The 24297-nt window shown below is 36.0% G+C and carries 31 protein-coding genes and 3 pseudogenes; 2 read left to right on the top strand and 32 right to left on the bottom strand.

Features of this window, described 5'->3' with window-relative positions; translation table 11 throughout:
• Positions 1–138: 138 nt before the first annotated feature.
• From ABOA58_RS12545 to ABOA58_RS12505, 9 genes are all read right to left on the bottom strand, one after another.
• A complete protein-coding gene (locus tag ABOA58_RS12545) occupies positions 139–612 on the bottom strand; it encodes an antitoxin YezG family protein (RefSeq protein ID WP_350302553.1) in 474 nt (157 codons plus the stop codon).
• A gap of 327 nt (positions 613–939) precedes the next feature.
• Positions 940–1488: a T6SS immunity protein Tdi1 domain-containing protein gene (locus ABOA58_RS12540; RefSeq protein WP_350302552.1), complete on the bottom strand. Its 549-nt coding sequence runs from the start codon at positions 1486–1488 to the stop codon at positions 940–942.
• Between the two features lie 39 nt (positions 1489–1527).
• Positions 1528–1716, bottom strand: a complete 189-nt coding sequence (locus ABOA58_RS12535; RefSeq protein ID WP_350302551.1) for a polymorphic toxin type 15 domain-containing protein — start codon at positions 1714–1716, stop codon at positions 1528–1530.
• Positions 1634–2347, bottom strand: coding sequence for a polymorphic toxin type 15 domain-containing protein (locus tag ABOA58_RS12530; protein WP_350302550.1), 714 nt, complete (start codon positions 2345–2347; stop codon positions 1634–1636). Before ABOA58_RS12530 ends, ABOA58_RS12535 begins: the two co-directional genes overlap by 83 nt.
• A gap of 542 nt (positions 2348–2889) precedes the next feature.
• Positions 2890–3591, bottom strand: coding sequence for an endonuclease V (locus ABOA58_RS12525; RefSeq protein WP_252297168.1), 702 nt, complete (start codon positions 3589–3591; stop codon positions 2890–2892).
• Positions 3588–4049 (bottom strand): toxin-antitoxin system YwqK family antitoxin, encoded by a 462-nt coding sequence (locus ABOA58_RS12520; protein WP_350302549.1) that lies wholly within the window; start codon positions 4047–4049, stop codon positions 3588–3590. The genes ABOA58_RS12525 and ABOA58_RS12520 overlap by 4 nt, the downstream gene beginning before the upstream one ends.
• A gap of 100 nt (positions 4050–4149) precedes the next feature.
• Positions 4150–4926, bottom strand: a complete 777-nt coding sequence (locus ABOA58_RS12515) for a YwqJ-related putative deaminase (protein ID WP_350302548.1) — start codon at positions 4924–4926, stop codon at positions 4150–4152.
• Between the two features lie 593 nt (positions 4927–5519).
• Positions 5520–5981: a DUF6985 domain-containing protein gene (locus tag ABOA58_RS12510; RefSeq protein WP_350302547.1), complete on the bottom strand. Its 462-nt coding sequence runs from the start codon at positions 5979–5981 to the stop codon at positions 5520–5522.
• 65 nt (positions 5982–6046) lie between these two features.
• Entirely contained in the window at positions 6047–6673 is a 627-nt protein-coding gene (locus ABOA58_RS12505; RefSeq protein ID WP_434547792.1) for an HNH endonuclease, read from the bottom strand.
• 194 nt (positions 6674–6867) lie between these two features.
• Between ABOA58_RS12505 and ABOA58_RS12500 the strand changes: the two genes are divergently transcribed.
• Positions 6868–7035: a hypothetical protein gene (locus ABOA58_RS12500; protein WP_350302545.1), complete on the top strand. Its 168-nt coding sequence runs from the start codon at positions 6868–6870 to the stop codon at positions 7033–7035.
• Between the two features lie 448 nt (positions 7036–7483).
• Here ABOA58_RS12500 and ABOA58_RS12495 read toward each other — a convergent pair whose 3' ends face one another.
• The 19 genes and pseudogenes from ABOA58_RS12495 to ABOA58_RS12405 form a co-directional block, all read right to left on the bottom strand.
• Complete coding sequence (locus ABOA58_RS12495; RefSeq protein ID WP_350302544.1) at positions 7484–7939, bottom strand: immunity protein YezG family protein; 456 nt, start codon at positions 7937–7939, stop codon at positions 7484–7486.
• Between the two features lie 21 nt (positions 7940–7960).
• Positions 7961–8263 (bottom strand): DNA/RNA non-specific endonuclease, encoded by a 303-nt coding sequence (locus ABOA58_RS12490; RefSeq protein WP_350302543.1) that lies wholly within the window; start codon positions 8261–8263, stop codon positions 7961–7963.
• Between the two features lie 747 nt (positions 8264–9010).
• A pseudogene (locus tag ABOA58_RS12485) lies at positions 9011–9487 on the bottom strand (antitoxin YezG family protein).
• Positions 9470–9976: pseudogene (locus tag ABOA58_RS12480) on the bottom strand (DNA/RNA non-specific endonuclease); the annotation flags it as partial. The pseudogenes ABOA58_RS12480 and ABOA58_RS12485, both read right to left, overlap by 18 nt.
• Before the next feature lie 200 nt (positions 9977–10176).
• Positions 10177–10785: an immunity protein Imm33 domain-containing protein gene (locus ABOA58_RS12475; protein WP_350302542.1), complete on the bottom strand. Its 609-nt coding sequence runs from the start codon at positions 10783–10785 to the stop codon at positions 10177–10179.
• A gap of 39 nt (positions 10786–10824) precedes the next feature.
• Positions 10825–11049: a hypothetical protein gene (locus ABOA58_RS12470; protein WP_350302541.1), complete on the bottom strand. Its 225-nt coding sequence runs from the start codon at positions 11047–11049 to the stop codon at positions 10825–10827.
• Positions 11050–11522: 473 nt separating this feature from the next.
• On the bottom strand, positions 11523–11984 hold the full coding sequence (locus tag ABOA58_RS12465; RefSeq protein ID WP_350302540.1) for an Imm30 family immunity protein: 462 nt from the start codon (positions 11982–11984) through the stop codon (positions 11523–11525).
• A 127-nt stretch (positions 11985–12111) separates the two neighbouring features.
• On the bottom strand, positions 12112–12798 hold the full coding sequence (locus tag ABOA58_RS12460; RefSeq protein ID WP_350302539.1) for a hypothetical protein: 687 nt from the start codon (positions 12796–12798) through the stop codon (positions 12112–12114).
• Positions 12752–13024: an immunity protein YezG family protein gene (locus ABOA58_RS12455; RefSeq protein WP_350302538.1), complete on the bottom strand. Its 273-nt coding sequence runs from the start codon at positions 13022–13024 to the stop codon at positions 12752–12754. Before ABOA58_RS12455 ends, ABOA58_RS12460 begins: the two co-directional genes overlap by 47 nt.
• Before the next feature lie 27 nt (positions 13025–13051).
• Complete coding sequence (locus ABOA58_RS12450) at positions 13052–13537, bottom strand: immunity protein YezG family protein (RefSeq protein ID WP_350302537.1); 486 nt, start codon at positions 13535–13537, stop codon at positions 13052–13054.
• Positions 13534–14160 carry a DNA/RNA non-specific endonuclease gene (locus ABOA58_RS12445; RefSeq protein WP_350302536.1) on the bottom strand — a complete coding sequence of 209 codons (627 nt, stop codon included), beginning with the start codon at positions 14158–14160 and terminating at the stop codon, positions 13534–13536. The genes ABOA58_RS12450 and ABOA58_RS12445 overlap by 4 nt, the downstream gene beginning before the upstream one ends.
• Before the next feature lie 333 nt (positions 14161–14493).
• Positions 14494–14613: pseudogene (locus ABOA58_RS12440) on the bottom strand (immunity protein YezG family protein); the annotation flags it as partial.
• Between the two features lie 106 nt (positions 14614–14719).
• Complete coding sequence (locus tag ABOA58_RS12435; RefSeq protein ID WP_434547791.1) at positions 14720–14887, bottom strand: hypothetical protein; 168 nt, start codon at positions 14885–14887, stop codon at positions 14720–14722.
• Between the two features lie 270 nt (positions 14888–15157).
• Positions 15158–15616, bottom strand: a complete 459-nt coding sequence (locus tag ABOA58_RS12430; protein WP_289321968.1) for an SMI1/KNR4 family protein — start codon at positions 15614–15616, stop codon at positions 15158–15160.
• 19 nt (positions 15617–15635) lie between these two features.
• A complete protein-coding gene (locus tag ABOA58_RS12425; protein WP_350302535.1) occupies positions 15636–16073 on the bottom strand; it encodes an SMI1/KNR4 family protein in 438 nt (145 codons plus the stop codon).
• On the bottom strand, positions 16064–18040 hold the full coding sequence (locus ABOA58_RS12420) for a T7SS effector LXG polymorphic toxin (protein WP_350302534.1): 1977 nt from the start codon (positions 18038–18040) through the stop codon (positions 16064–16066). Before ABOA58_RS12420 ends, ABOA58_RS12425 begins: the two co-directional genes overlap by 10 nt.
• Complete coding sequence (locus ABOA58_RS12415) at positions 18037–18324, bottom strand: YwqI/YxiC family protein (protein WP_034312186.1); 288 nt, start codon at positions 18322–18324, stop codon at positions 18037–18039. Before ABOA58_RS12415 ends, ABOA58_RS12420 begins: the two co-directional genes overlap by 4 nt.
• A complete protein-coding gene (locus ABOA58_RS12410) occupies positions 18324–18752 on the bottom strand; it encodes a YwqH-like family protein (RefSeq protein WP_350302533.1) in 429 nt (142 codons plus the stop codon). The genes ABOA58_RS12415 and ABOA58_RS12410 overlap by 1 nt, the downstream gene beginning before the upstream one ends.
• 239 nt (positions 18753–18991) lie before the next feature.
• Positions 18992–19240, bottom strand: a complete 249-nt coding sequence (locus ABOA58_RS12405) for a hypothetical protein (protein ID WP_350302532.1) — start codon at positions 19238–19240, stop codon at positions 18992–18994.
• A gap of 362 nt (positions 19241–19602) precedes the next feature.
• On the opposite strand from ABOA58_RS12405, the gene ABOA58_RS12400 reads away from it, so the two are divergent.
• Complete coding sequence (locus ABOA58_RS12400) at positions 19603–20007, top strand: hypothetical protein (protein ID WP_101221979.1); 405 nt, start codon at positions 19603–19605, stop codon at positions 20005–20007.
• 150 nt (positions 20008–20157) lie between these two features.
• Here the strand turns inward: ABOA58_RS12400 and ABOA58_RS12395 are convergent, their stop codons facing one another.
• From ABOA58_RS12395 to ABOA58_RS12380, 4 genes are all read right to left on the bottom strand, one after another.
• On the bottom strand, positions 20158–20451 hold the full coding sequence (locus ABOA58_RS12395) for a hypothetical protein (protein ID WP_350302531.1): 294 nt from the start codon (positions 20449–20451) through the stop codon (positions 20158–20160).
• A 356-nt stretch (positions 20452–20807) separates the two neighbouring features.
• Positions 20808–21833 carry a serine hydrolase domain-containing protein gene (locus ABOA58_RS12390; RefSeq protein WP_350302530.1) on the bottom strand — a complete coding sequence of 342 codons (1026 nt, stop codon included), beginning with the start codon at positions 21831–21833 and terminating at the stop codon, positions 20808–20810.
• A 123-nt stretch (positions 21834–21956) separates the two neighbouring features.
• Positions 21957–22787, bottom strand: a complete 831-nt coding sequence (nadE, locus tag ABOA58_RS12385; RefSeq protein WP_350302529.1) for an ammonia-dependent NAD(+) synthetase — start codon at positions 22785–22787, stop codon at positions 21957–21959.
• 34 nt (positions 22788–22821) lie between these two features.
• Positions 22822–24291, bottom strand: a complete 1470-nt coding sequence (locus tag ABOA58_RS12380; RefSeq protein ID WP_350302528.1) for a nicotinate phosphoribosyltransferase — start codon at positions 24289–24291, stop codon at positions 22822–22824.
• Positions 24292–24297 lie beyond the last annotated feature (6 nt).

Below are 24297 nucleotides of genomic sequence, written 5' to 3'. Positions count from 1 at the left end.
ATTCTTATCTATTAATATTTTTAGACCTAACGGCCTTTTATCTGAGGAACCCGATATGGCTTAAGATGATACATACCATATCAACATTGAAAAGACCTTAACTTTACCGTTAAGGTCATACAAAAGAAATAGCTTTTCTTATCCTTGATTATTCTTTAGGTATTCTTCTAAAATACTCTTATCATATTCAGTTTCAGGTAAAAGATCCAAACGAGTATATTCCCAAATAACCCTTCTTTCGTGATCATCTGCATTTGATAGATCTTCATAATCATAGTCAACTTTAAATTTCCCTGTACTTTCCAAAGTAAAAGTTAAATTGGTCCATTGTTCTTGATTATTATTTTTAAATTCATCTGATAATATTTTTAATTCATCTAATAATTGATACCATAATTTATCATATTCTTCTTCATTTAAACTATATATTTCAGGTATATCATGACTATAAATAGGCACTTCACTATTAGGAGTATAATAAAAAAAGAAAGCCGTACCGGTACCGTCAGCAATTTCACCGTACATTAATACCTTTGACCATTCCTCTGGTATAGTTTCATTAATAGTTTGGGCTATTTTTTGATAAATACTATTAAGTTTAATTTCATTCATACTTACCTACCTCCTGCTCAATTTTCAAATGTCCATATCTCCAATATTCCTTACTGGTAGGGGAGGATTTTAGTTTCTTTGTTACTATGTCTGTCTTATCCTTGGGGTGTTACTTGGGGATTAATATTTCTTTTCTACTTTCTCATATAACCAGTTTCTAGTATTTATGATTCTTTTTTCACCAAATTAAAAGAGCTTATCGAAAAAAACGATAAGCCCCTGAATTTTAGGCTTTTTGACTTAACCCCAAAAAAAGTCCCTGGATTCATTTACTTTTGATAGTCACTTGTAATCATCAACCATCTTTTCAACTTCATTGACTCTCCCTTATTCGATTGGTCCCATGAATTGAGTAATTAGATAAATATGCTCAATAAGTTTCACCTTTTTCAAGTTTTCCACATTCTCAGGTCCACCTAATCCAAGGAGAGGGGTATAACCAAAGCATTCATCAAAATCTGGTTCTCCATATTTATCAACTGCTTCAGGATAAGGATTCCAATCTAAAATTTCTTGGTAAAATGATTCATCTTCTAAATCAGGAAAGAAATATTTAAAACCGGACGATATCCCTTTAATTTCACCCTTTCTAAAATTAAGTAAAATTAAATATTTATTATGTTCCCAAACAACAAGATCTCCCATTGATGTAGTAAACAATACTAGAGCATCCTCGTTTCTTACATATACATCCTTTAATAGTTCCTGATATTTTTCTGGGTTAACAATATTTAAATAACCGTTTAAAATACTACCAAAACCATATTTATTCCACACTTCTAATACTTGTTCAGGTATGTAACCATTGAAATTATTAATAGTTTCTGCTTGTGCTTTTTCAAATAATTTAAAGTTATCAAAAATGTTAGTTGACATTTTTATAATCACCTCTATTTCATTGTATTAATTTCACATTTAAGTATATTGATTTTTATCCACTTCCGTCATACTAGCTGCAATAGATTTTATTTGTTCATCTATAACATCAATTCTATATCTCCATTGCGAACCAAGGGATGAATTAACCCTTTTTTCCCATTCCACCAATATCAAGTGGATTGCCACCCGCAATTTGATCTGGATTATGTAAAGCAGCCTGTTCATTCATCCATACCGTAGCCTGCTTTTCTGATTCTTTTCTAGATAAGCCTGTCTCCCTTAACTCATCAACTTTATCTAAATAAGCTTTTACTCTTGCAGCCTTTTGAGCTACATTCCCTTCTAAAGCTCTTCCTTCTTCTATATATCTTTCTCTATTCTTTAAATACTCATCAATAGTTAAACCATTCAACCCTTTTTCTTGGTCTTTTAACTGTCTTGCGAATTCTTCTGCATTGTGTTTAGGATTTTGCTTGAACTTGACTTCTATTTCTGAGATTCTTTGGACATGGTACAAAACACCCATACCCTTATCACCATTGCTCTTCACCGCAAACTTCTGAACAATTTCCTTAACCGTCGTTTTATCAAATGTGACATGTTTATAGTTGTTTCCATACGCCGTGGCTAATTCTTCGACCCTAATCCGGAGAGGTACTTCCACATTGCCGATTTGTCTGCCGAATGCTTTTGCTTTCTGAACCTGCTTTTGCGCAAATTCCTTACTGTAAGGGATGAACTTTGTACCACTCACTACTTTATCGGCGACCTTCGCCGCACCTGCCACACCGCCGATTCCGAGTGCCATCAAAAGGCCGTTCTGGCGCTGTTCCTCGGTTAGCTGGTTGCCGAACATGTCTTTGCCGGTGGCCGTCTCAAAGAGGCCGTTGGCTGCGAGGAGTCCGTATATTCCGTATTCGGTTTTCTGGAGGAGACTAAAGCCTTTTGTCGTTTTATAGGCATCGAGCGCGTGGTTCGCTGCGTTGAGTCCTTTGGCCGTTTTGTATAGGGCGTGCCGCCTTTGATGGCCCGGCCGGCCCAGCCGACGACGGGGATTAATCCAGCGGCTGCCATGGCGCCGGCGGCGATTCTTTCGGCCCGTTACTAGATCGACTCCGGGAGTAGTATTTTGGTTTTACTTTTTATGTCAGGTTAACCAACCACTTTCGTATACTCTCATCCCGACCTTTTGATAAATCATATTAAACGCAAAAGGACCTGTTGCCAAATAGACAATCAAGTGCTTTCTTTTTAGGTATGTTCCCTGCGTAAAAAATGTCATCCCGCCTAAATTTCGCTATAATACTTTATGATCGTACAAACCTCATAAGCTTTCGATTTTCAACAAGTTATCGCAAAAATTTTGTTTACTTGTCCTATGTCTACTTACATTATTCTTCATTTAAATAATTGTTTTCTCACTTTATGTGTTTCTATATCTGCTAATCTAATAGGAATGGGTAAACGACTCTCTTGATTGATACAGTTCATGACAATCTCCGTACTAGTTTCTAAATCAATCCAGTTCCCACATGAAACAAAAATTGGTTTTACATGATAGGAAGTCCTCAAAGTTCTGCCATAAACATTACCATGAATTAAGATGTCAGTATACGAACCCACTTCATTTTCAGGCATCGTAAAGTCAACATTTTCTATTTTTAAATAGCTCTTTGCCACACCAATAGTTGGTTTTTTTAAATACATTGAAGCATGAGTAGCAATTCCCATGTGACGATAATGTAGATACCCATTTCCATCAAACATATATAAATCAGGTTCATTAGATAATTTCTTCGCGGCTTCAAGTACTAGAGGCAACTCTCGAAAAGCAAGGAAACCTGAAATATAAGGAACATTTATTTCTCCATAACTATATACCTTTTCGACAACTTCCTTTGTATTATAATCAATCATAACTATACAACATGTACCATACGTCGTTTTATTTACATCCCAGTAAGCTAAATCTACCCCAGCAATGGTTTGGATTTCACTAATGTCAAAACTATTCTCAAGAGTTACATCGGATAATAATTCAATTTGAATATTAGTAAATTGATTTAACAATTTTATATTGTTTGAATCTACATTCTTCATAGAGTATCACGTTTAGAAAAAGATTCAATCAATTTTAAATCTGTGTCTGTTGGAGAAAGTTTTTGCTTGATGATACGACCTTTATCATCCCATTCCACATAATGAAGAGCTATACCGAATTTATATTTTCCTTCAAATTTTAATTCTCCACTTTCGTACCAGATTCTTTCGGTACCATTAATTTGTCCATGTATTAAATTTTTCACGGATTTTATATTTCCATTTTTATAAAACTCTATTAACTGGCCCTCTATAAAACCTTTTACATAATTTGTATAATATATTAAATTCCCATTATCATACAACTCATAAGCTAAACCGGTAAAAGGTTTCCCATTTTCGTCTTCCGGATTATCTAAAACTTCATCGCTATAAGATGTAAACCATAAATCTTCGTCAAAGTCGGTTCCATGTTCTATAACATATTCTTTACTTAAAATTTCAATTTGATCTTTCAATCTTTTTCACCTCTGAACTAAATTCAAATCCTTCAGTAATATAATTACAATGTGGGCAAGTTGGCATCATCATGCCAGCCGGTTTCAATTTTTTACCAGATCATACTACATGAGTGTTAAAATTTGAAGAACTTGCTTGAGGATTTGCAAGTAACGCTTGATTTAATGAGTAAACTTCTGCGTGAGATCCAGCCCCATACGTAAATGTATATCCTTCTTTAATATCTTTCGGCATATTTATTATGCGTTGTTCTATTAAAGAGTGTAACTTTTCTGGAATCTTACCGGTAGTATTATTGATTCCAAAGTAATATTTACCTGTTGTTTTATCAAAAGTTCCAGCAATTGCAGGTCCCATCTCTCTTTTAGAAATGCCAAGTTTATTTAATCTTTCAACTTCTTGTGCTAGAGCACCACGTAAGTTAATTCTATGATTTAAATCTTCTGAAGTAAATCTTCCATATTTATCATGCAAATAATCTATTCGATTTAAACTTACATTATTGTTTGATATATTACCCGTACCCTTAGGAATACTCTCCCCTGAAGCAGCCTCTACTTTGCCATCCTTCACCGTGAATTTCTGATAGGCTTCCTTAATTGTCTGCTTTTCCATCATAACTTGGCGAAGGGTTGGTCCTCCTGCGAGGGATACTTGTTCCATACTTATCCGTTTAGGGATTTCTTTTTTACCGATTGCTTCACCTATATTTTTTATCGTGGTTTTTCCTGATCTCGCTATGTCTGTTATTGTAGCTTGAACCTTCTGAACCTGCTTTTGCGCAAATTCCTTACTGTAAGGGACGAACTTTGTACCACTTGCCACTTTACCAGCGACTTTGGCCACACCAGCCACACCGCCGATCCCTAGTGCCATCAACAGCCCATTCTGGCGCTGTTCCTCGGTAGTTGGTTGCCGAACATGTCTTTGCCTGTGGCCGCTTCACCGAGGCGGCTGCGGTTAAGCCGTACAGATCGCACTTGGTTTCATGGCAGATAAATTATTGGATTAATATCCCATTTTACTTTACCCTAAAACCATTATTAAAGATAGTTTCCTTTTTTTCTCTACTCATACACTGTCACAGTCATTACAGTCTATATACACGACAATAAAAATTTAACTCTAGTGTATTATGCTCTTTTAATTTTTAACGCTATAACGCTAAAAAGCACTCGTTGCCTTTAGTTGACAATCAAGCGCTTTAAGTTGATTTGTTTTTAAGTAACATTAAATTTGTAAGTTTCATAGTAACAGTATGACAACTTTTATATGTCGAGACAAATACTACGTTAAAACTTACGAATTTGTACGAGTTCGCTAGTTTAATATACAATTCATGTGTTTATATTCATCGCCCAGTAAAATGTCATATCACCTAAGCTCGTACTTCTTTTTCTATTCCATCTTTGCACGTAATACTCTATGATGGTACAACCATCATGAGTCTTTACTTTTTAACAGCGATTTTAAATTGCAACGTCCTGGTAACCTACTTCAATTATTTTTTCATTTAATAGACGAAGCCCTAATCCATTTTCTATATCCCATGTACAATTAAATGTAATTCCAATATCTCGCCCCTCAAAAATATCCGCATAAGGAACAACAATTCCATCTAAAGTTATCATTTCTAGTATTTGATTAGTTGTTTCAACTAATGGATAATTTTCATTTAATCCAATATCATAACCTAGTTCATGTCGCTTTTGTTTGTAATAGTCTAAAATTGATTGCAATAAACTTAGCTGTAAATCCTCCCATTTTTGCATAAATGCTTGATATGCCATATACTGCTCTTCATCAAACTTTCCATCTTCTTCACCATCTATCATCAAAGATATCTCAGTTTCTTTACCAAAAAAATGAATAGTGGTATCCTTAGCCCAACCATACTCAAGTTCACCAAAAATTGGGTCGTTTATAGTCATTTTAAAATCTCCTCTTTTTGTTTATTAGCAAACCCTCCAGGTATAAAAGCTCCTGCATTTATTTCTCATACACCACCCAGATGTCCGAATTCACTATTTATTTTTGTTGGCACAAGTTGCATTGTTTTAACATCATTTAATTCATGCCATGTTAATTTATTATTTTCTCGATATTTCTTTATATCTCTTGCACTAATTTTACCAGACTCCATCCCAAATTGGCTTGCTAATTCAGGTGAATTATTAAGTTGATCAGCTAATTTTTGGTCTGATTGAACAAAATTAGCTCGTCTGGCTTTCCCTCCATAAGTTCCTTTTCCTTCAAGCATATAGTTGATTTCAACTTGTGCTTTTGCTGTCGGTGAAAAATCAGGAACAGCATTTTTATATTGGATGCCATCAATCCCAACTTCATCTAAAATTTGTTTTAATTGACGGTCTGGTGGCGGCTTAAGTATTCCCTTAGATTCACCCCTTATTCCCTCAAATTCAACCTTTGAATTCTCTAATGCAGGTGTCTGATTAAGCCTCGCTTCATACGAACTAGCAAATTCAGTTTGTCTAAAGGCAGGTGGAACTTCAGCACCCCTATTATCCGTACCCTTAGAAATACTCTCCCCTGAAACACCCTCTACTTTTCTATCCTTCACCGTGAATTTCTGATAGGCTTCCTTAATTGTCTGCTTTTCCATTACAATTTGGGGAAGGTTTGGTCCTCCTGCGAGGGAAACTTGTTCCATACTTATCCGTTTAGGTATTTCTTTTTTACCTAGTTCGTCACCTATATTTTTTAACGTGGTTTTTCCTGATCTCGCTATGTCTGTTATTGTAGCTTGAACCTTCTGAACCTGCTTTTGCGCAACCTCCTTGCTGTAAGGGACGAACTTTGTACCACTCGTACTTTATCGGCGACTTTGGCCGCACCAGCTACACCGCCGATTCCGAGCACCTTCAACAGGCCGTTCTGGCGCTGTTCCTCGGTTACCTGGTTGCCGAACATGTCTTTGCCGGTGGCTGCTTCCCCGAGACCGTTGGCTGCGAGGAGTACGTATAATTCGTATTTGGCTTTCTGGCACATATATAATTGGATTAATTTTCTATTTCACCTTACCTTAAAACCATTGTTAAAGATTATTCTCTTCTTTCCTCTGCTCTCGTAATACACCGTTCACAGTCATTACAGTCTATTTACAGACAAGAATTAATTTAACACTTAGTGTATTATAAAAATTATAGTGCTCTTTTAATTTTTAACGCTAAAAAGCACTTGTTGTCTTTAATAGACAATCAAGCGCTTTAAGTTCATTTTCTAAATAATTCATTAAGTTTCATGTTTTAATGTTGACTGTATGACATCTATGAGGAATCCTATCTATTAAAATGTTATCCCGCCCTATTCTCGATCTTATTACCTAATATTAAAATTACATTGACACACCTTGAAGGTACAACCTTGATGAGTCATGAATTCAAATTAGAGCGTATCTTCGAGTGTAAACAATTTAAAGGTTATTATTTTTTATCTCATCAAACCACTCATTAAAAATATGAGTGGCGGTTTTAATCTCATCATGCGTATAAACTAAATCATACTTGTATTCAGCTTTGAAGTTCCCACTCTTAACATCATATATTAATTTCATCTCAGTGGGCATATCTCTTTTATATTCTTTGCACAATGCTTTGATTTTTCCGATATCTTCATTTAAGATATCTAATACCATAAAATTTCGTTCTGCAGATACATCATATCTTTCTTCCCCATTCTCCAATGCATCATTCAATTTATGAGGCTCTACATACTTGTCGTTAATCATATAAAAAAAATCGCTCGCAGTAACTCCTTCTTCACGTGAAGCATAAACATACACTTTATCAGCTCTATCTTCAACATATTCCATACATATGGATATCATATCTGCTTGCAATTCACTAAACTTATCTTCAAATTCTTTCATACTACTAATTCACTCCTTAGATTAATTTTCAAGAACTCTAGAGCTCCTTTTACCATTAATAGTATATATATATTTAAATTTTTCAGGACGCATATCACTCCCAGAATAAATTATATCAACATTAACTGTTACTTTTTTGGGAGATGTTTCTTTTAAAGCTGCAGCCCATTCTTCTTCAATTTTCTTATATTGCTTCAAATTAACATCAGATAATAGCGAAACCAAATTGTCAATTTTAGGTGAGCCTCCAAACCTATCACCTGCCAAATGCCCTGCATGGTCTTGACCTTTTACTTTACCAGGTGTGTTTTTGCTGTGTGACAATCTATCTGTTCTCGTTGTTAATTGTAAATTTTATATCTAATATCAGACTTTAACCTATTTTTTCTTCCGTTTGTAAATAGTCTGTTGTCCACTAATGTTTTAACTTCACATACTTCAGCACTACCTTTACCCATACCCTTAGGAATACTCTCCCCTGAAGCAGCCTCTACTTTGCTATCCCCTTCACCGTGAATTTCTGCTTGGCTTCCTTAATGGTATGTTTCTATCACAACTTGGCGAAGGCTTGGTCCTCCTACGAGGGAGGTCTGTTCCATACTTATCCGTTTAGGGATTTCTTTTTTACCTATTTCTTCACCTATATTTTTTTACATAGCCATTACAATCTATAAAAGTTTAACACTTCGTGCAATTATAAAATTATAGTTGTCTTTTTATAATTCACTCTAAAATGCAAAACAGCACTTGTTGCCTTAGTAGACAATCAAGTGCTTAAAGTTTATAAGTTTTTAAGTAGCATTAAATTTGTTTTGTAGTAATAGTACGACACCTTTTATATGTCTTGACAAGTAATACGTTAAAACTTACGAGTTTGTACGAGTTCGTTAGTTTCGTGTCCATTCCATGTGTTAATATTCATCAACCAGTAAAATGTCATCTCGCCTAAGCTCGTGTGACTTATTTTATTGTGTCGAGAGATGGGGGTGCAAGCAGTAGCTTATGATGGTACAACCATCATAGATCAATTCTTCAAAATGAAAATTTCTTTTTCTGTCCTGTTCTATTTAATTAAATCGGATTATTTGGAAATTCATCATGATACTTATCAATTAATGCTTTATAATTTTCATCAGATGGTCACCTAAATATTTATTTTTCCAAATAATCATCTGGTCACTAAAACTATAATCTGTATCAAACCAATTTGTATAATCATAATGTAACTTAAATTTCCCACTACTCTCTAGAGACATTGTAAAAGAATACCAAAGTACTTGCTCATTATCTTTAAAAACCTTTCTAAGCTCCTTACTCAATTTATATAAAACATCTTCTTTTCTCTCAAATTCATCTTCATCAATTTGATATTTGAAAGGAATTTCTAAACTATATTTATATTGCTTATTTTCAAGTGTATTATAAAAAAAAGTAAGTTCCTCCTCCATTTTCTGATATTTGAGCATAAAAATAAAATTTATTCCAATCTTCTGGAATAATTTCATTAACTGTTTCAGCTATCTCTCTACTTCCTGCTCTATTTTCAATGGTTTTCTTAAATATTCCTTTACCTTCAATCTCATAAACTACTTTATATGAATCTGGTCTTAATGAAGTCCCAGGAATCTCTTTCAGAGCGTTTGCCCACTCAGTCTCCATCTTGTACCACTCCCCACCAGAGCGATTAATTTGCCTATTCAAGCAAGCAAATTATCAATATCTCCCGAACCACGAAACTGAGTTCCTATCAAGTGTCCACCATCATCATCAAACAACCTTCTTCTCGACCTACTGCCACTTGCATCGCTGTTTTTCTTGTTCCTTTTTCAAGTATATTAATTCTTCTGCATTTACATCTACTATTCTACCAAGTTCATCAGTTGTATATTTATAATTTTCCTCAGTTATATAGCGTACATTTGGATCAAGTTCTTTCCTTCCATTCTTTCCTTTAATGATATGCTTTCCAAAATTTGCCCCTGTTATTTCAGTTATCTTACTTTCCTTATCCCTCCTATTTATCTTTATTATTTTCACAAACTAAGTATTAAAACAGAATGCTTTGATGGTACAACCATCATGAGTTATGAATTTTTCATTAGTATTTTCTGTCGTCCATAGCAATTTCTCACATAAAACAAAAAGCACCTGTTGTCCGTTTGACAATCAAGTGCTTTATTCAATGTTTTACTTCCTGTATAGTTTAGTTGTGTAACTTAAATTCCCGTAAATAAAATCTATATAGAGCCTTTAAAAACATCTACATCGTTTTCGTTTAATACTGCTTTTATTTCATGACCTTCAAAAACAACCAAATAGTCATTTGGTAAAGCAAGAACTTGAATGATTTCTGGTTTAATTTTTAGTAGTTGATAAGCATATAGAGCATACAACTCTGTAGTATTATTATCCTCTACAGGACCTATATACCAACCTGAATCTCCTTTTTCAACATCTCTATTTCTTTGTAAATATATTTTCTCAAGTTCTAGTACACCTTTAGTAAGTATGATTTTATCACTAAATTTTATTGATAAACCATCGACATTTATCTTTCTCAAAAAATGACCTTGTTCTAGTTGTACCCACAATGCTAAAGTTAAATCTTCTGTTATATCTTCAAATGGATTTCTAGAGTAATCAGGAGAAGTCAATATAAAATTCCCGGTTTCTCTCTCATGTAAATAATAGACAGACCAACCAACTTGAAGAGAGAATCCATGAATTAATTTATTACAATCTACCTGTTCTAATATAGCAAACAAATTTTCTATTTGAGGTTCTAATTCTTTTTCGGCAGTCACTACAATGGTTTTACCCATAATAATCTTTTCAAATTTCATCATTACTTCAACCTCTCCTCTATAGCTACTTTTAGCGCTTCTCTAGCTTGTTCCCTCTTTTTCTAGCATCTCCATTCTAACATTAACAGGAACCTCTCCCATCTTAGAATGTCCTTTCCAATCAGCCCAACTATGAGCCCCCTTAGAGGCATTCGAAGATTTCCCAAGACCAACAAAATTATCTTTTAGATTTAGAATTTCTATCTGTTGTTCTCTAGTTAACCTACTGAATCCTTCGATTTCAGTTATTTCTTTCATTGAAACCATATGGTCTGCTTCAAACTTAACTAAAAATTTAACACTTAATGCACTTATAAAATTATAGTGCTCTTTTACATTTCTACGCTAAAACGCAAAAAAGCACTTGTTGCCTCTAATTGACAATCAAGTGCTTTAAGTTCATATGTTTTTAAGTAGCATTAAATTTGTAAGTTTTATGGTAACAGTATGACACCTTTTATATGTCGTGACAACTACTACGTTAAAACCTACGAGCTTGTACGAGTTCGTTAGTTTTATGTCCATTCCATGTGTTTATATTCATCACCCAGTAAAATGTTATCTCGCCTAAGCTCGTACTTCGTTTTTCTATTCTATCATTGCACACAGTACTCCATGATGGTACAACCATCATGGAGTATGTACTTTTTAATAGCTTATTCTTTTTCTTTCCACTCCAATAATAAATTCTTTTTTTGTTAACTTGCCTTATGTGCTTTTATATCGTTCAACTTTAAACATTAGATGTTCTTAATTACCTCATTAACAGATTCACTAAACATATCAGGGTCTTCATTTTTTATATCAATCAATAATTCTTTAATAATAATCGTAATTGATGGATCAAATCCCGAAAGTACTTTCCCATATGCTAATCTTACTTGAGGGTGATTAAAAATTCTATAATGTAAAATTTCTACCCATTCTTTAGCTGAGTTAATCATCTTTGGAAAAGCTTTAGCAATACATACAAGTCCTTCTTCTATGTTATTTTTATATAAGCTCTCTATTCCATGAATCAAACCAAACATAACCTCAAATTGCTCAGTCTCATCATCCAAAACTAAACATAAATCTGTAATAACAGAGACGTCGTTGTACTCTATTACTTCCATTAATGACTCATTAAAATCTCGTATCTCATTTTCATTTTCTAATAAACGATTATCATATAGTCTTTTTAAATGACTCTTAATATCCAAAGGTAATCATCCTTTCCATGTTTTATTTATCAAATAAATGCGGATACAGCTCTTTGTTTCTTTTAATAACTTATCTTAAACCTTCTCTTATCTCAGCAGTATATAAACCATCTTTTATATAAATTTTTCAAGCATCCAAGATATCATGAGCTAAGGCATCACGAAAGCTAAGGTTTAAATACGCCTTCGATTTTTCTCCTGATAGACCATATGTATATGTTTCACGATGTCTCCCACCAGTTCCAGGATGAGGTTGTTCCATATTCATACTCACACCATCATTCCTTTTTATACCAGCTTGTTTCATTTTCTCTGCAGAAGGCATATGATGTGGAGTAATATTATCAAAAGCAGTTCCTTGTTTCACAAGTTGTTTATAGGTTCCAACTTTTCCTTCATTAGTCAATAGAGCTTTATCCGTACCCTTAGAAATACTCTCCCTTGAAACACCCTCTACTTTTCTATCCTTCACCGCAAATTTCTGATAGGCTTCCTTAATTGTCTGTTTTTCAATCATAGCATGGGGAAGGCTTGGTCCTCCTGCGAGGGATACTTGTTCCATACTTATCCGTTTAGGGATTTCTTTTTTACCGATTGCTTCACCTATATTTTTTATCTTGGTTTTTCCTGATCTCGCTATGTCTGTTATTGTAGCTTGAACCTGCTTTTTCGCAAATTCCTTGCTGTAAGGGATGAACTTTGTACCACACTCGCTACTTTTTTCTAATCCACCTTGCCTTAAAGTAAATCTATATGATTTTAAGTCCTCACGGCCTATTATCTGAGGAGCATGATATGGAGTAAGTTGATACATTTTCATATCTCAACAATGAAAAGACAAAAGACCTTAACTTTTGCGTTAAGGTCATACAAAAAGAACAAGCTCTTATTGTCCTCCAATATTCATTCTTAAGGTATTCTTCTAAAATACTCTTATCATATTCAGTTTCAGGTAAAAGACCCAAGCAAGTGTATTCCCAAATACCCCTTCTTTCGTGATTATCTGCATCTGAAAGATTCTCATAACCATAGTCAACCATAAATTAAAATTTTATTAACAAGTAAGTTTATTTAGTAGTATTCTTAATTTTATTATATTCTTCAATTATCTTGAAATCCCGTTTTCTATTCGCTTTTGGCATTATGCCTAATTTTTCATATTCCCAAATTACTTGTTGCTCATAGCTATCATCATTTTCTAAATTTCTATAATTATAATCAATATTAAATTTTCCATTTGATGTCAATTCTAATGTTAAGTTAGTCCACTGCTCTTGTTTTTGATTTTTAAATTCATCCCATAATTCTCTTAGATATTCATATAATTGGTGTAATTGTCTATTAACTTCGTCCTCATTAACATTATCCATATCTTCAATATCTAAACTATAAATAGGTGTTTCTTTATAATGAGGATAATAGTAGAAATAGGTTCGATTACTCCACTCTGTTACTTCAGAATATAATAATACTTTGTCCCAAGATTCAGGAATAATAAAATTTAATTGTCGTCCTATATTTTGATATAGTTGCTCCATTTTTTCTTTATTCATTTATTTACCTCCTTTTTACCATCAATTTTATACTTTATTTCAAATCTACTTGGTCGTAAAGACTGCCCTTCATATATTGGTTTTATATCTACCGAAACATGTTGACCTTCTCTTAAAGCTTTTGCCCAAGCATATTCAAGTTTTTTATAAGCACTTACATTAACATTACCATTCATTGCAACTATATTATCGATAAGAGGAGAACCATTAAATTGAGTACCGATTAAATGTCCTCCATGATCCCCTTTAGTACTAGGAGCTATTATTCTCTCATCCCCTCCAGCAGCTAACTGATGTTTGGTATCACGAACAACCATTTCCAACGTTAACTCTCCCGAAGCCTTCTCAATTCTTCCTAAATCGTCTGTTTGATATCGATATCCATTTGTTTCATATTTAACATTTGGCTTTAATTTAAACTCATCTAAAAAATGACTACCGTCTTTAATTATATCATCAACGCTCTTACTACCTTTACGCGTACCCTTAGGAATACTCTCCCCTGAAGCAACCTCTACTTTGCTATCCTTCACGGTGAATTTCTGATAGGCTTCCTTAATTGCCTGCTTTTCCATCATAACTTGGGGAAGGCTTGGTCCTGCTGCGATGGAAACTTGTTCCACACTTATACGTTTAAGAATTTCTTTTTTACCTAGTTCTTCACCTATATTTTTTAACGTGGTTTTCCCTGATCTCGCTATGTCTGTTATTGTAGCTTGAGCCTTCTGAACCTGCTTTTGCGCAAATTCTTTGCTGTAAGGGATGAACTTTGTACCACTTGCTGATTTTTTCCTATGCCACCTTGCCTGAAGTAATTCTATATGATTTTAAGTCCTCACGGCCTATTATCTGAGGAACCTATATGGCTTAAGATGATACATATTCATATCAACAATGAAAAGACCTTAACTTTTGCGTTAAGGTCATACAAAAGAACAAGCTTTTCTTGTCCTTCATTATTCTTTCTTTAGGTATTCTTCTAAAATACTTTTATTATATTCAGATTCAGGTAAAATACCCAAATAAGTATATTCCCAAATAACCCTTCTTTCGTGGTCATCTGAATCTGATAGATCTACATAATCATAATCAACCTTAAAATTCCCTGTACTTTCTAAAGTAAAAGTTAAATTGGTTCATTGTTCTGTTTAAATTCTTCTAATAAGTCTATTAAGATCTTTATTAACCTCCGCCATGTTTCTCTATGCTCCATTCAACTAATATGTAATTAAGGTATATCATGGATATATATGAGGTTATCATTAAAATTAAGTGATAGAAAATGAACGCTGTCCCTGTCCCCACAGTAATTTCTCCATACAAAATTACTTTACTCCACTCTTCTGGAATAATCTCATTTACAGTTTGAGTTATTTTTTGGTAGTTTGATTAATTCAATTCTTTTACTGTTGCTCTAAACCAGACGCTACCTGATAAGAGTAAAGTTTTGGTTTATTTTGTATAAAAGGTCAAAAGAATTATAACCATGGCTAATAGCTTTTAATATCATTCAGAAAAACGAACAAATTGAAGAATAGCATCAGAAAGCGTTGATGATAGTGCTTGGAATCCACCGGGTTCTATTTTGTTGTATTTTCGCACCCAATATTCAAACTTTATTTACTTGGCGACAAATAAATTATCCATGAACTCTTTAAAATTTCCAGATATCGGTTTAATAAATTCTTTCCTTAATTCATTATCCTCTTCAAAGTAGTCCATGTCACAAAAATAAACTTTACCTTTTTGTTCTCTATCTAAAGATAAACAGATTAAACTATTAGCCGGATCTAATCCTATAGGGAGAAAATCTTTCGGTACAATCCTGCTTTCATTATACTTAATGAAATTACTTTCTAAATTTTCTTCTATTTCACTAGATAAAGGGAAAAATAGTATAATCGAGGAAGTTATTGTTCGATCTTCTGTTTGAAATCTTCTATTTACCGCTTTTCCACCATTATTAGATAATAAAAATTTACTGAAATCTTCCGGTAGTACTAAATTAAATTTTTTCTCGAAATTTTCAAGTTCACTTACTGTAATATTTTTAAATGTATATTCAAATTTATATTCCATTTTATTTTTGCTCCCCCATCTACTTTGTATCTTCTATAGAATACATTTGCTCTAGCAAATCACTAAATGTATCACAAACTAATGATAACGCTTCTTCTTCATGATTGAAGAAAATTATTTTGGGAGAAGGATAATTATTTCGATAATCAAAACATAAGTAGTTTCCAAATGGATCTCTGGCAAAAGGCACAATCCCTTTTAACGTTGGACTAGAAAATAGCTCATAAAACATCCCTATATTTATATCATTATCAGTAAAGCTAATTAAATCATTAAATACTCCCTGTTGCCCTTCACCAAAATTAAAGATATTAGGCTCTGGAAAACCTCCGTTATATCTCATAACACACATTTTGTAGTCATCAGGATATTCAATCTCAAACACTCTTTCAATCGAAGCAATTACACCCTCATCGGGTTTTTCTTCCTCTACAAATAGCCACTTTTTTAATCCCATGTTACCATCTCCAGAATTTCTTTTTTTATAATACCTTTTCTGCCCGATTCACCACCGCCCCATATAGCCCTTCCACCAGTATGTCCGGCTGCTTGGTGTTCAAAATAATCCACAATTTGCATTCTACCTGTTTCCTGATGATGATGCCAAGTAAGTGTTTTTGGAACTCTACCTTCTTTAAACACTTCATATTCTTTCGCTGTGAACTTTTCAGCTAGTTCTGGATTGCTTATAATTTCTTCAGATAAGGTTTTAGATAAATATTCAAATTGTGCAGCATCTGATTCTAAAAAATATTTTTCTGGTAAGTAAATTTCAAATTTTGATTGAAAAATTGGGAATCCATCTTTGTCATAAATTACTTGATATTCTTTTCCATTTTTGATTGAAATAAAAGTGTACAGTGTAGTTCCGTCTTCATTACGTTCTTTATATTTATAATTTCTTGGTTGGTTAGGTCTTCTTGTATATGCTGGTAGATTTCTAACTGCTTCAACCATCGCACCGTCAGCCCTTGCCTGATTTACAGTAGACAGTCTTTTCACCGCAAACTTCTGCACGATATCCTTAATCGTCGTTTTATCAAATGTGACATGTTTATAGTTGTTTCCATACGCCGTCGCTAATTCTTCGACCCTAATCCGGAGAGGAACTTCCACCTTGCCGATTTCCCTGCCGAAGGCTTGAACCTTCTGTACCTGCTTTTGCGCAAATTCTTTGCTGTAAGGAATGAACTTTGTACCACTCGCTACTTTATCAGCGACCTTCGCAGCACCTGCCACACCTCCGATTCCGAGTGCCATCAACAGTCCGTTCTGGCGCTGTTCCTCGGTTAGCTGGTTGCCGAACATGTCTTTGCCGGTGACTGCTTCACCGAGGCCGTTGGCTGCGAGGAGCCCGTATATCCCGTATTCGGTTTTCTGGAGGAGGCTAAAGCCTTTTGTCGTTTTATAGGCATCGAGCGCGTGTTCCGCTGCGTTGAGTCCTTTGGCCGTTTTGTATAGGGCGCTGCCGCCTTTGATGGCCCTGCCGGCCCAGCCGACGACGGGGATGAATCCAGCGGCGGCCATGGCGCCGGCGGCGATTCGTTCGGCATCGGACAGCTTGCGACCCGTTACTGGATCGACTCCGGTTGAGGCCCTGATTGAATCATAATATCCCGTGAATTCCCCTGTAAAGGTTTTTGTCGTATCCCAGGCTTTTTCGTACCATGGGCGGTTTTCGAGTTCTTCCATTTCCTGTTCGATTTTCCGGGCTTCTGCTTGCTGCTTTTTGAAGGTCTGATAGTCTTTCATCTGACCGGCGACATCATCCTTCACTTGATAGACGTCACTATTTTTGAATGCCGATTGGTTGAATGTCATCGGCGAAACATGGCCGTCCTGTTTGGTGGCATCAAGCAAAGCACGGAAGAGGCCAACGGCCACGTTTTCCTGCCCGATGGACACATCATATTCTTCTACCAATTGCCGGTCGACATTCTCGACCTTTGTCACGGTGTCATCCAGTCTATGCCCGGCCAGCGTGATTTTTTCATTAAAGTCCTTTTGGTCGAACATATCAAGAGACAGGATATCGTCAATGCTGTTCAGGATCCTTTGGAGATCGTTCGCTTGTTGATCGACAAGCGACTTCGCTTGGTTAATACCGTTCGACACTTCGCCATCTAAAAAGGGAACCTCGACCACGGTATTTCCGGATAGGTCCGCCTCTTCCAGACTGGCTGGAATGCCTTCTAAAAAACTTATTTGGGTCGTGAATAGCTCCATCCAGGCGTCCGCCACCTCGATTTGCGCTTCATAGAAGCTTTTGATGGCGGTAGCACCGGCTCCCTGAAACTCGTTATCAAGGCCAACAATGCCCTGAAATTCCTTTTTCAGGGCTGCGACTTCCTTCTTTAGGTCTTCATATTGCTTGGCACGCGACTTTGTTGCGGCCGTCAATGTCTCGGCTTCATATATCTTCATCGCTGATACCCATGTGAAGACGTATGGGCGATGGCTTCATCCTGTTCTTTTAATAAGTCAATGTTGGCACGGGTATCTTCCACGTTTTTCTGGACGATTTTGATATATTGCTCGAAGACCTTCTCCAGGTTCGTTTCGCGGTCGATCCATTTCGAAGTGAATTCCAATTTATTGTTGCCAAGCTCGCCTGCCGGCAAATTTCCAAGCGTGACTGTACCAAGTGCCGTCTTCACCTGATCGACTTGCTTCATTACGGCAGGATGATTCAGTTTGATTGTCGTCATTAAAACAACCGCCTTTTTAAATCGGATATTTTACTTTCCAGCTGTTCAAATGCCTCTTCGCCTTTGCTCAAAAGGGAATCGGCTTCATGGGCTATATTCCCCGCTATGCTCAGAAGCGTATTCTCGGCATTCAGCTTTGTAATCATCGCCTCGATTTTCCATTGGTAATCGTCATAATCGTCATGAATGATACTAAACATCACATTATAGGCATCATGACGAGCTTCCTGAAATTGATCCGAGCGATTTCCTGTCCAGCTGCCACCTAGCTCAGGGTCTTTTATTTTCCTAATCTCGCTTAAGCACATGCTTTGCTCTTTTATAATATCGTTCTTCGCATTTTCTAAACGTTCAATTTTCACATTTAAATCAGCTTTTTTGCTGGAGATAGCAGAGTGTATATTACTCAAAATATCTGCATAAACCATGAAACTCACCTCAGAAACAGTATAATCCTACACTAAATGTCATATTTTCCTATTTAATATTATAAGGATTATAGTCCGAGAGTTAAATAGGGAGAAATATGCTATTTTGTCAGTTGAAAGTGAAGATTGGCATAAAAAAGTTCCTACATACCATATTCTTTATACCCGCCATTTTACCAATTTTAAACAAGTGAGAAGAATATCATCTCATTGGATTCTCTATAAAAATTCCAACCAGTTCATTCAAACTGCCCATGACTGTATCTGCGCAACAAATCATCCCGAACAAATTCCCTGCAAGTGGAAGATAAATGTGACCGTTCGGGATGAATCAAATCACCAAAAGGCAAATCACCGACAAATTTAACTTCACCTTCAAAATCTAGTCCGGATTCAGCATCAAAACCGATTACTTTCACAAAACAGGTTTTGTGTCCGGTTTTCATAAAATCAATTACTGTTAACACATGATTATGTACATCTTTCATCCTTTTTTCCTCCAACTCTTAGCATTAAGTTTTACTAACTTTATAAATAAAGAACCGATCAACAATCATGGCTAAGATTGCTAAAGGCATTAAAACTATTGGAAAATAGGCACTCCTGCATTCCATGAATTACTTTATTTTTCTATGTATTTTGTTCAATCTACCCATATTTAACTGAACTTGCATGTCCTGACTTCTTCATTCACTTATGCTTTTTTTACGTTTCCCAGAATATACTTCTCTTAGCATCTTTATGATTTCACATAACTACCATCCAAGGTCAGTCTGGCAACCCCGAGGACCTCCCCTCTTCTATATAGATTTATAACCTGCTATAATCTAAGGATTGGAGGTGTGAAAAAATGAAAGAAATCATCCAGATATTAGCTGAAATCGTCAATAATCTTCACGATTTCATCCTATTCTTTGTAAGCGACACATTAAATTCAAATGCAACGGACAAAGATCTGCATTTTTGGATAATGGGAATCATCGGTATCATCATATTTTTGTTCGTGTTATTTTTATCTAATTTAATTGCCCGGATGCGTTTTGGGATAACAATACTCTCTTTCCTTTATACCTTTACAGTCATGGTTGTTTTAGTCTTTGCCATTGAAATACAGCAAGCCCTTACCAGCAGGGGGAATATGGAGTTTCAAGATGCGGCGATAGGCCTATGGGGGTTCATCGTATTTTTCATGGTTTTTGCTGTACTATCATCCATATTCCTATTGGTGAAGAATTTATTCAAGCAATCAAAATAAAGGTAACGATAGGTCACCTTGCTTAAAACATTCCTAATGCCTTTGAATAACTGGAAATTCAGATTTTGTATTGGCGGGAATGATAAATTCTCTGTAGCAGCAGCTTAAATGGAAAGGAAGGTTACAGAGAAGCAAATTTGATTCGGGGAATTACTTCGATTCATTTTCATTGAATAAATCAATGCTGAACAGATTAAAAGAATCGTCGTCATTAATATGTTCCTGGTCATTTCCTGTTATATCAGGACTATTTTCCCTGCGGCGGCGATTTACTTCCCTTAATTCCGCTTCCAGAAATTCCGCTTGTTCGTGGGAAAGCTTGATCGTGATTTCATTATTTTGATCATCTGCAGCTTTCAAGAGGACATAGCTATCCGCAGCATTACGTAAAGTTACATTGCTTACTGTTAAGTTCATGTTCGCTAGTTCATATCTTGCCTTCATAATGTAAAAAGAACCTCCATCGGAAAATACCGGATAAAATAAAGTATATTAAATATACTCTACTTCAAGATATTTAAATATACAAATTCTTTGTTTGGAAAAGCCTTGAAACCTAAAGAAAGCTACCTCCTTAAAGATTTCCGACAATAAATGAAAAATTGGTGTGCCGCATCATCATTAAAGATTCGTTCTTGAATAAGGGTACAGAAGGGGTTCTTCCCTTGAAACTCCAGAAGTTCTGGAACCAATGGAGCAATTGAATGCGAATTCTTCCCTTTCTTAATAAATACTTGAATGAATTCAGATTGACTATAAACAAATGGAACCCTTCATTAGCGGAAAGGTTCCATTTGTTTTTATAATTCTTTCTCGATCGCGCAAGTAATATGGTATGGACCCATGCTTTCATTTGAAGTAATGACGGTTCTCAATCGATTTGCCGGATATACCGCAGAATTGAAACTTACACCCGGGTCATACCCCATAAGATGATATTTGAAAATCCCGTCATTTTTTTTACGGATCCATATACCATACCCATAGTATTCCCCTTCATCTCCCGCAGCAATATGGGCGTCCAATAAGAGATTGGTATATTCTTGATTCAGTAACTGATTGGAAAATAACCCATCCCAAAACCTGAACATATCTGATGTGGTAATATACGCCCCTCCATCCGCACCGCCTTTGATCGGAAGGGAATAAATATTCGTTCTCCATGCTCCACTTTCTTCGTCTATGTACCCTAATGCAGTATTTTTAGGAAGCTGGTCCATGGAAAAATAACCGGAATTTATCATTTCACAAGGCAGAAAGATGTTATTGTCGATATATTCAGAAAATTTGAGTCCAGTTAGTTCCTCAACAATCAAGCCTAATAATATATAGCCTGCATTATTGTAATGAAATCTTTCCCCGGGTTCAAACATCATCACCTCATCTTGAAACATTGGCAGGAAATCTTTTAATCTTTTTATATGGTACATCGGATTTTTCTGCCATAGCTCTTCAAAATTATCCATCACTTCTTCATCAAAGTAATCAGGGATGCCCGAAGTGTGTGTTAAGAGGTGATGTATGGTCACATTTTGATTGAAATTAGGAAACACGATCCGAACACAGTCTTTGAGCTTAGAATCGAACCTAAGTTTCCCTTTTTGTATTAACTGGCAAATGGCTATCGCCGTAAACAGTTTACAACCGGAAGCAATTCCGAACCTTGTTTCGGTCGTATTCATGATTTCATCCGCTCGATTGGAATAGCCATGTGCTGAGCTATGGATCAGGTCATCTCCCGCTTTCACACCGATAACACCCGAGAATTTAATTTCCTTGCATGTTTCTTCAATAATCCTGGATATATCCATATGTAGAGTCGACATTTCGTTTTCCCCCTTGCCGGTAAAATTTTCATAACTGATGTGTTGGCCAAGGTGCTACTTAGTCTTGCAAAAAAACCCGCATCTTAGATGCGGGATAACTTATTTCAGATTTCACTCGTTCTTTTATTTCCACCAAGTATCATAAACATTAATGGCTTCATTGCGTTTATGTTCGGTTTTAGTATACCATCCTTCGATGATTTCGGCAGCTTCCGTTCTGATTTCCTTGCCTTCAAGATAATCATCGATTTCATCGTAGCTAACGCCTAAAGCCACTTCATCAGGAAGTAACGGTTTGTCGTCTTCTAAATCGGCCGTTGGTATTTTCGTATAAAGACGCTCAGGAGCACCGACGAATTTCAGGATTTCTTTTCCTTGCCTTTTATTTAAGCGATATAAAGGAAGGATATCCGCTGCACCGTCACCATGTTTCGTAAAGAAACCTGTGATCGCTTCAGCTGCATGGTCCGTACCAAGCACAACGCCTTTATATAGCCCGGCTAAATCATATTGCACCTTCATTCGCTCACGTGCTTTAACATTTCCCCTTAAGAAATTCGATAGCTTTTCAGAAACTGCTTCTTCCACAGCTTTGACAGATGCATCCACCGCTTCCTTGATGTTGACTGTAACCGTTTGGCTTGGCTTGATGAATTTTAAAGCCAGCTGCCTGTCATCTTCATCAGCCTGTACTCCATATGGCAAGCTTACAGCAACAAACTTATAGTCGCTGCCATTTTTTTCTTCATTCAATTCATTAGCAGCGGTTTGGGCAATATAGCCCGCCAGTGTTGAATCTTGACCTCCGGATATCCCAAGTACAAAACTTTTCAGAAACGTATTTTTCTTCATATACTCTTTTAAAAGATCAACACTTTTCCTGAATTCGGCTTCGGGATCGATCGTTGGTTGGACAAGTAATTTTTTTACGATTTCTTTTTGTAATGGACGCATTGGCATAGCCCCGCTTTCTAATAAAATAGATTGGTCATTTCGTTAGCATTCTTTCTACATTTGCTTTAACTTCATCTATATTCCTCATTTTATTATCCCAACAATCCTGGCTTAGATCTACCGGGTATTCTTCAGGATTCAGTGCACGAAGGTACTCCGGCCATAATACTTGGAGATTTTTGTGCGTGAAGGCCTTGATTTCATCTATGGTCGGCAATTCATAAATCAAACTTCCATCCTTGAAAATATCCACATGCAGATCAACCGCATCGAAATCCGTGACGAATTTACTTAGGAAGGTATGGACAGGATGAAACATTTTTAATTTTTCCTGTTCCTGCGGCTTCTCATATTCCATCGCCAAGTAATCACCTTCAGCATGATGATTCACTTTATTGATGATTCGGTATACTCGTTTTAAACCAGGTGTCGTAACCTTTTCAGGGTTAGAAGAAATTTTGATGGTATCTCTCATATTCCCATCTTCGCCCTCTATTGAAACCATTTTATAAACGGCACCGAGCGCTGGCTGGTCATAAGCCGTAATCAATTTGGTTCCGATGCCCCAAATGTCAATTCTTGCTCCTTGTTGTTTCAAATTGATGATCGTATATTCATCCAGATCATTTGAAGCGACAATCTTCGCATCATGGAACCCTGCAGCATCAAGCATACGCCGTGCTTCTTTTGATAAGTAAGCTAAGTCACCGCTGTCAAGACGGACGCCAATGAAATTGATTTTATCGCCCAATTCCTTGGCAACACGGATTGCATTCGGGATGCCAGAACGCAATGTATCATAAGTATCAACCAAGAATACACAGTCTTTATGGGAAACAGCGTATTTATGAAAAGCTGTATATTCATCTTTATAAGCTTGGATCATGGAATGTGCATGCGTCCCTGAAACCGGAATGCCGAACAGCTTTCCAGCACGTACATTACTAGTGGAATCAAAGCCAGCAATATAGGCCGCTCTCGCTCCCCAAATTGCAGCATCCATTTCTTGCGCCCGCCTTGAACCGAATTCAAGGGCAGATTCTTCACCGATGACCTGTTTGATGCGTGAGGCTTTTGTTGCCACGAGTGTGTGATAGTTCACAATGTTAAGCAACGCAGTTTCAATGAGTTGAGCCTCACCAAGCGGTGCCTCCACCCGTAATATCGGTTCATTGCCGAAAACGAGCTCTCCCTCTTTCATGCAGCGAATCGCTCCCGTGAAACGAATGTTCTTCAAATAATTCAAAAATTCTTCATCATAGTGCAGATCATTTTTTAAATAGTCGATATCACTTTCCGAGAAGGAAAAGTTTTGAAGGTAATGGACAATTTTTTCAAGTCCCGCAAAAATCGCATATCCGCTATTAAATGGAAGCTTTCTGAAAAATATCTCGAAAACTGCCTTTCGGTTATGTGTTTTGTCCTGCCAATAAGTTTGGGCCATATTGATTTGGTAAAGGTCAGTGTGTAATGCGTAACTGTCGTCGTTGTACTTTTTTTCCATGGATAG

Origin of the sequence: Peribacillus frigoritolerans (assembly GCF_040250305.1) — a bacterium.
GTDB lineage: Bacteria > Bacillota > Bacilli > Bacillales > DSM-1321 > Peribacillus.
This window is presented reverse-complemented; position numbering and strand designations above follow the sequence as displayed.

What these genes read in the sequence shown, in the direction of transcription:
- ABOA58_RS12545 (WP_350302553.1), bottom strand. Translation starts at nt 612, where the DNA reads ATGAATGAAATTAAACTTAATAGTATTTATCAAAAAATAGCCCAAACT.
- ABOA58_RS12400 (WP_101221979.1), top strand. Translation starts at nt 19,603, where the DNA reads ATGAAAGAAATCATCCAGATATTAGCTGAAATCGTCAATAATCTTCAC.
- ABOA58_RS12415 (WP_034312186.1), bottom strand. Translation starts at nt 18,324, where the DNA reads ATGACGACAATCAAACTGAATCATCCTGCCGTAATGAAGCAAGTCGAT.
- ABOA58_RS12530 (WP_350302550.1), bottom strand. Translation starts at nt 2,347, where the DNA reads ATGTTCGGCAACCAGCTAACCGAGGAACAGCGCCAGAACGGCCTTTTG.
- nadE (WP_350302529.1), bottom strand. Translation starts at nt 22,787, where the DNA reads ATGCGTCCATTACAAAAAGAAATCGTAAAAAAATTACTTGTCCAACCA.
- ABOA58_RS12450 (WP_350302537.1), bottom strand. Translation starts at nt 13,537, where the DNA reads ATGAATAAAGAAAAAATGGAGCAACTATATCAAAATATAGGACGACAA.
- ABOA58_RS12540 (WP_350302552.1), bottom strand. Translation starts at nt 1,488, where the DNA reads ATGTCAACTAACATTTTTGATAACTTTAAATTATTTGAAAAAGCACAA.
- ABOA58_RS12515 (WP_350302548.1), bottom strand. Translation starts at nt 4,926, where the DNA reads ATGGCACTAGGGATCGGCGGTGTGGCTGGTGTGGCCAAAGTCGCTGGT.
- ABOA58_RS12390 (WP_350302530.1), bottom strand. Translation starts at nt 21,833, where the DNA reads ATGTCGACTCTACATATGGATATATCCAGGATTATTGAAGAAACATGC.
- ABOA58_RS12430 (WP_289321968.1), bottom strand. Translation starts at nt 15,616, where the DNA reads ATGGAATATAAATTTGAATATACATTTAAAAATATTACAGTAAGTGAA.
- ABOA58_RS12525 (WP_252297168.1), bottom strand. Translation starts at nt 3,591, where the DNA reads ATGAAGAATGTAGATTCAAACAATATAAAATTGTTAAATCAATTTACT.
- ABOA58_RS12425 (WP_350302535.1), bottom strand. Translation starts at nt 16,073, where the DNA reads ATGGGATTAAAAAAGTGGCTATTTGTAGAGGAAGAAAAACCCGATGAG.
- ABOA58_RS12410 (WP_350302533.1), bottom strand. Translation starts at nt 18,752, where the DNA reads ATGGTTTATGCAGATATTTTGAGTAATATACACTCTGCTATCTCCAGC.
- ABOA58_RS12460 (WP_350302539.1), bottom strand. Translation starts at nt 12,798, where the DNA reads ATGTATCAACTTACTCCATATCATGCTCCTCAGATAATAGGCCGTGAG.
- ABOA58_RS12510 (WP_350302547.1), bottom strand. Translation starts at nt 5,981, where the DNA reads ATGACTATAAACGACCCAATTTTTGGTGAACTTGAGTATGGTTGGGCT.
- ABOA58_RS12495 (WP_350302544.1), bottom strand. Translation starts at nt 7,939, where the DNA reads ATGAAAGAATTTGAAGATAAGTTTAGTGAATTGCAAGCAGATATGATA.
- ABOA58_RS12505 (WP_434547792.1), bottom strand. Translation starts at nt 6,673, where the DNA reads ATGGAAAAGCAGACAATTAAGGAAGCCTATCAGAAATTCACGGTGAAG.
- ABOA58_RS12455 (WP_350302538.1), bottom strand. Translation starts at nt 13,024, where the DNA reads ATGGTTGACTATGGTTATGAGAATCTTTCAGATGCAGATAATCACGAA.
- ABOA58_RS12535 (WP_350302551.1), bottom strand. Translation starts at nt 1,716, where the DNA reads ATGAACAGGCTGCTTTACATAATCCAGATCAAATTGCGGGTGGCAATC.
- ABOA58_RS12380 (WP_350302528.1), bottom strand. Translation starts at nt 24,291, where the DNA reads ATGGAAAAAAAGTACAACGACGACAGTTACGCATTACACACTGACCTT.
- ABOA58_RS12420 (WP_350302534.1), bottom strand. Translation starts at nt 18,040, where the DNA reads ATGAAGATATATGAAGCCGAGACATTGACGGCCGCAACAAAGTCGCGT.
- ABOA58_RS12405 (WP_350302532.1), bottom strand. Translation starts at nt 19,240, where the DNA reads ATGAAAGATGTACATAATCATGTGTTAACAGTAATTGATTTTATGAAA.
- ABOA58_RS12395 (WP_350302531.1), bottom strand. Translation starts at nt 20,451, where the DNA reads ATGAAGGCAAGATATGAACTAGCGAACATGAACTTAACAGTAAGCAAT.
- ABOA58_RS12470 (WP_350302541.1), bottom strand. Translation starts at nt 11,049, where the DNA reads ATGGTTTCAATGAAAGAAATAACTGAAATCGAAGGATTCAGTAGGTTA.
- ABOA58_RS12475 (WP_350302542.1), bottom strand. Translation starts at nt 10,785, where the DNA reads ATGATGAAATTTGAAAAGATTATTATGGGTAAAACCATTGTAGTGACT.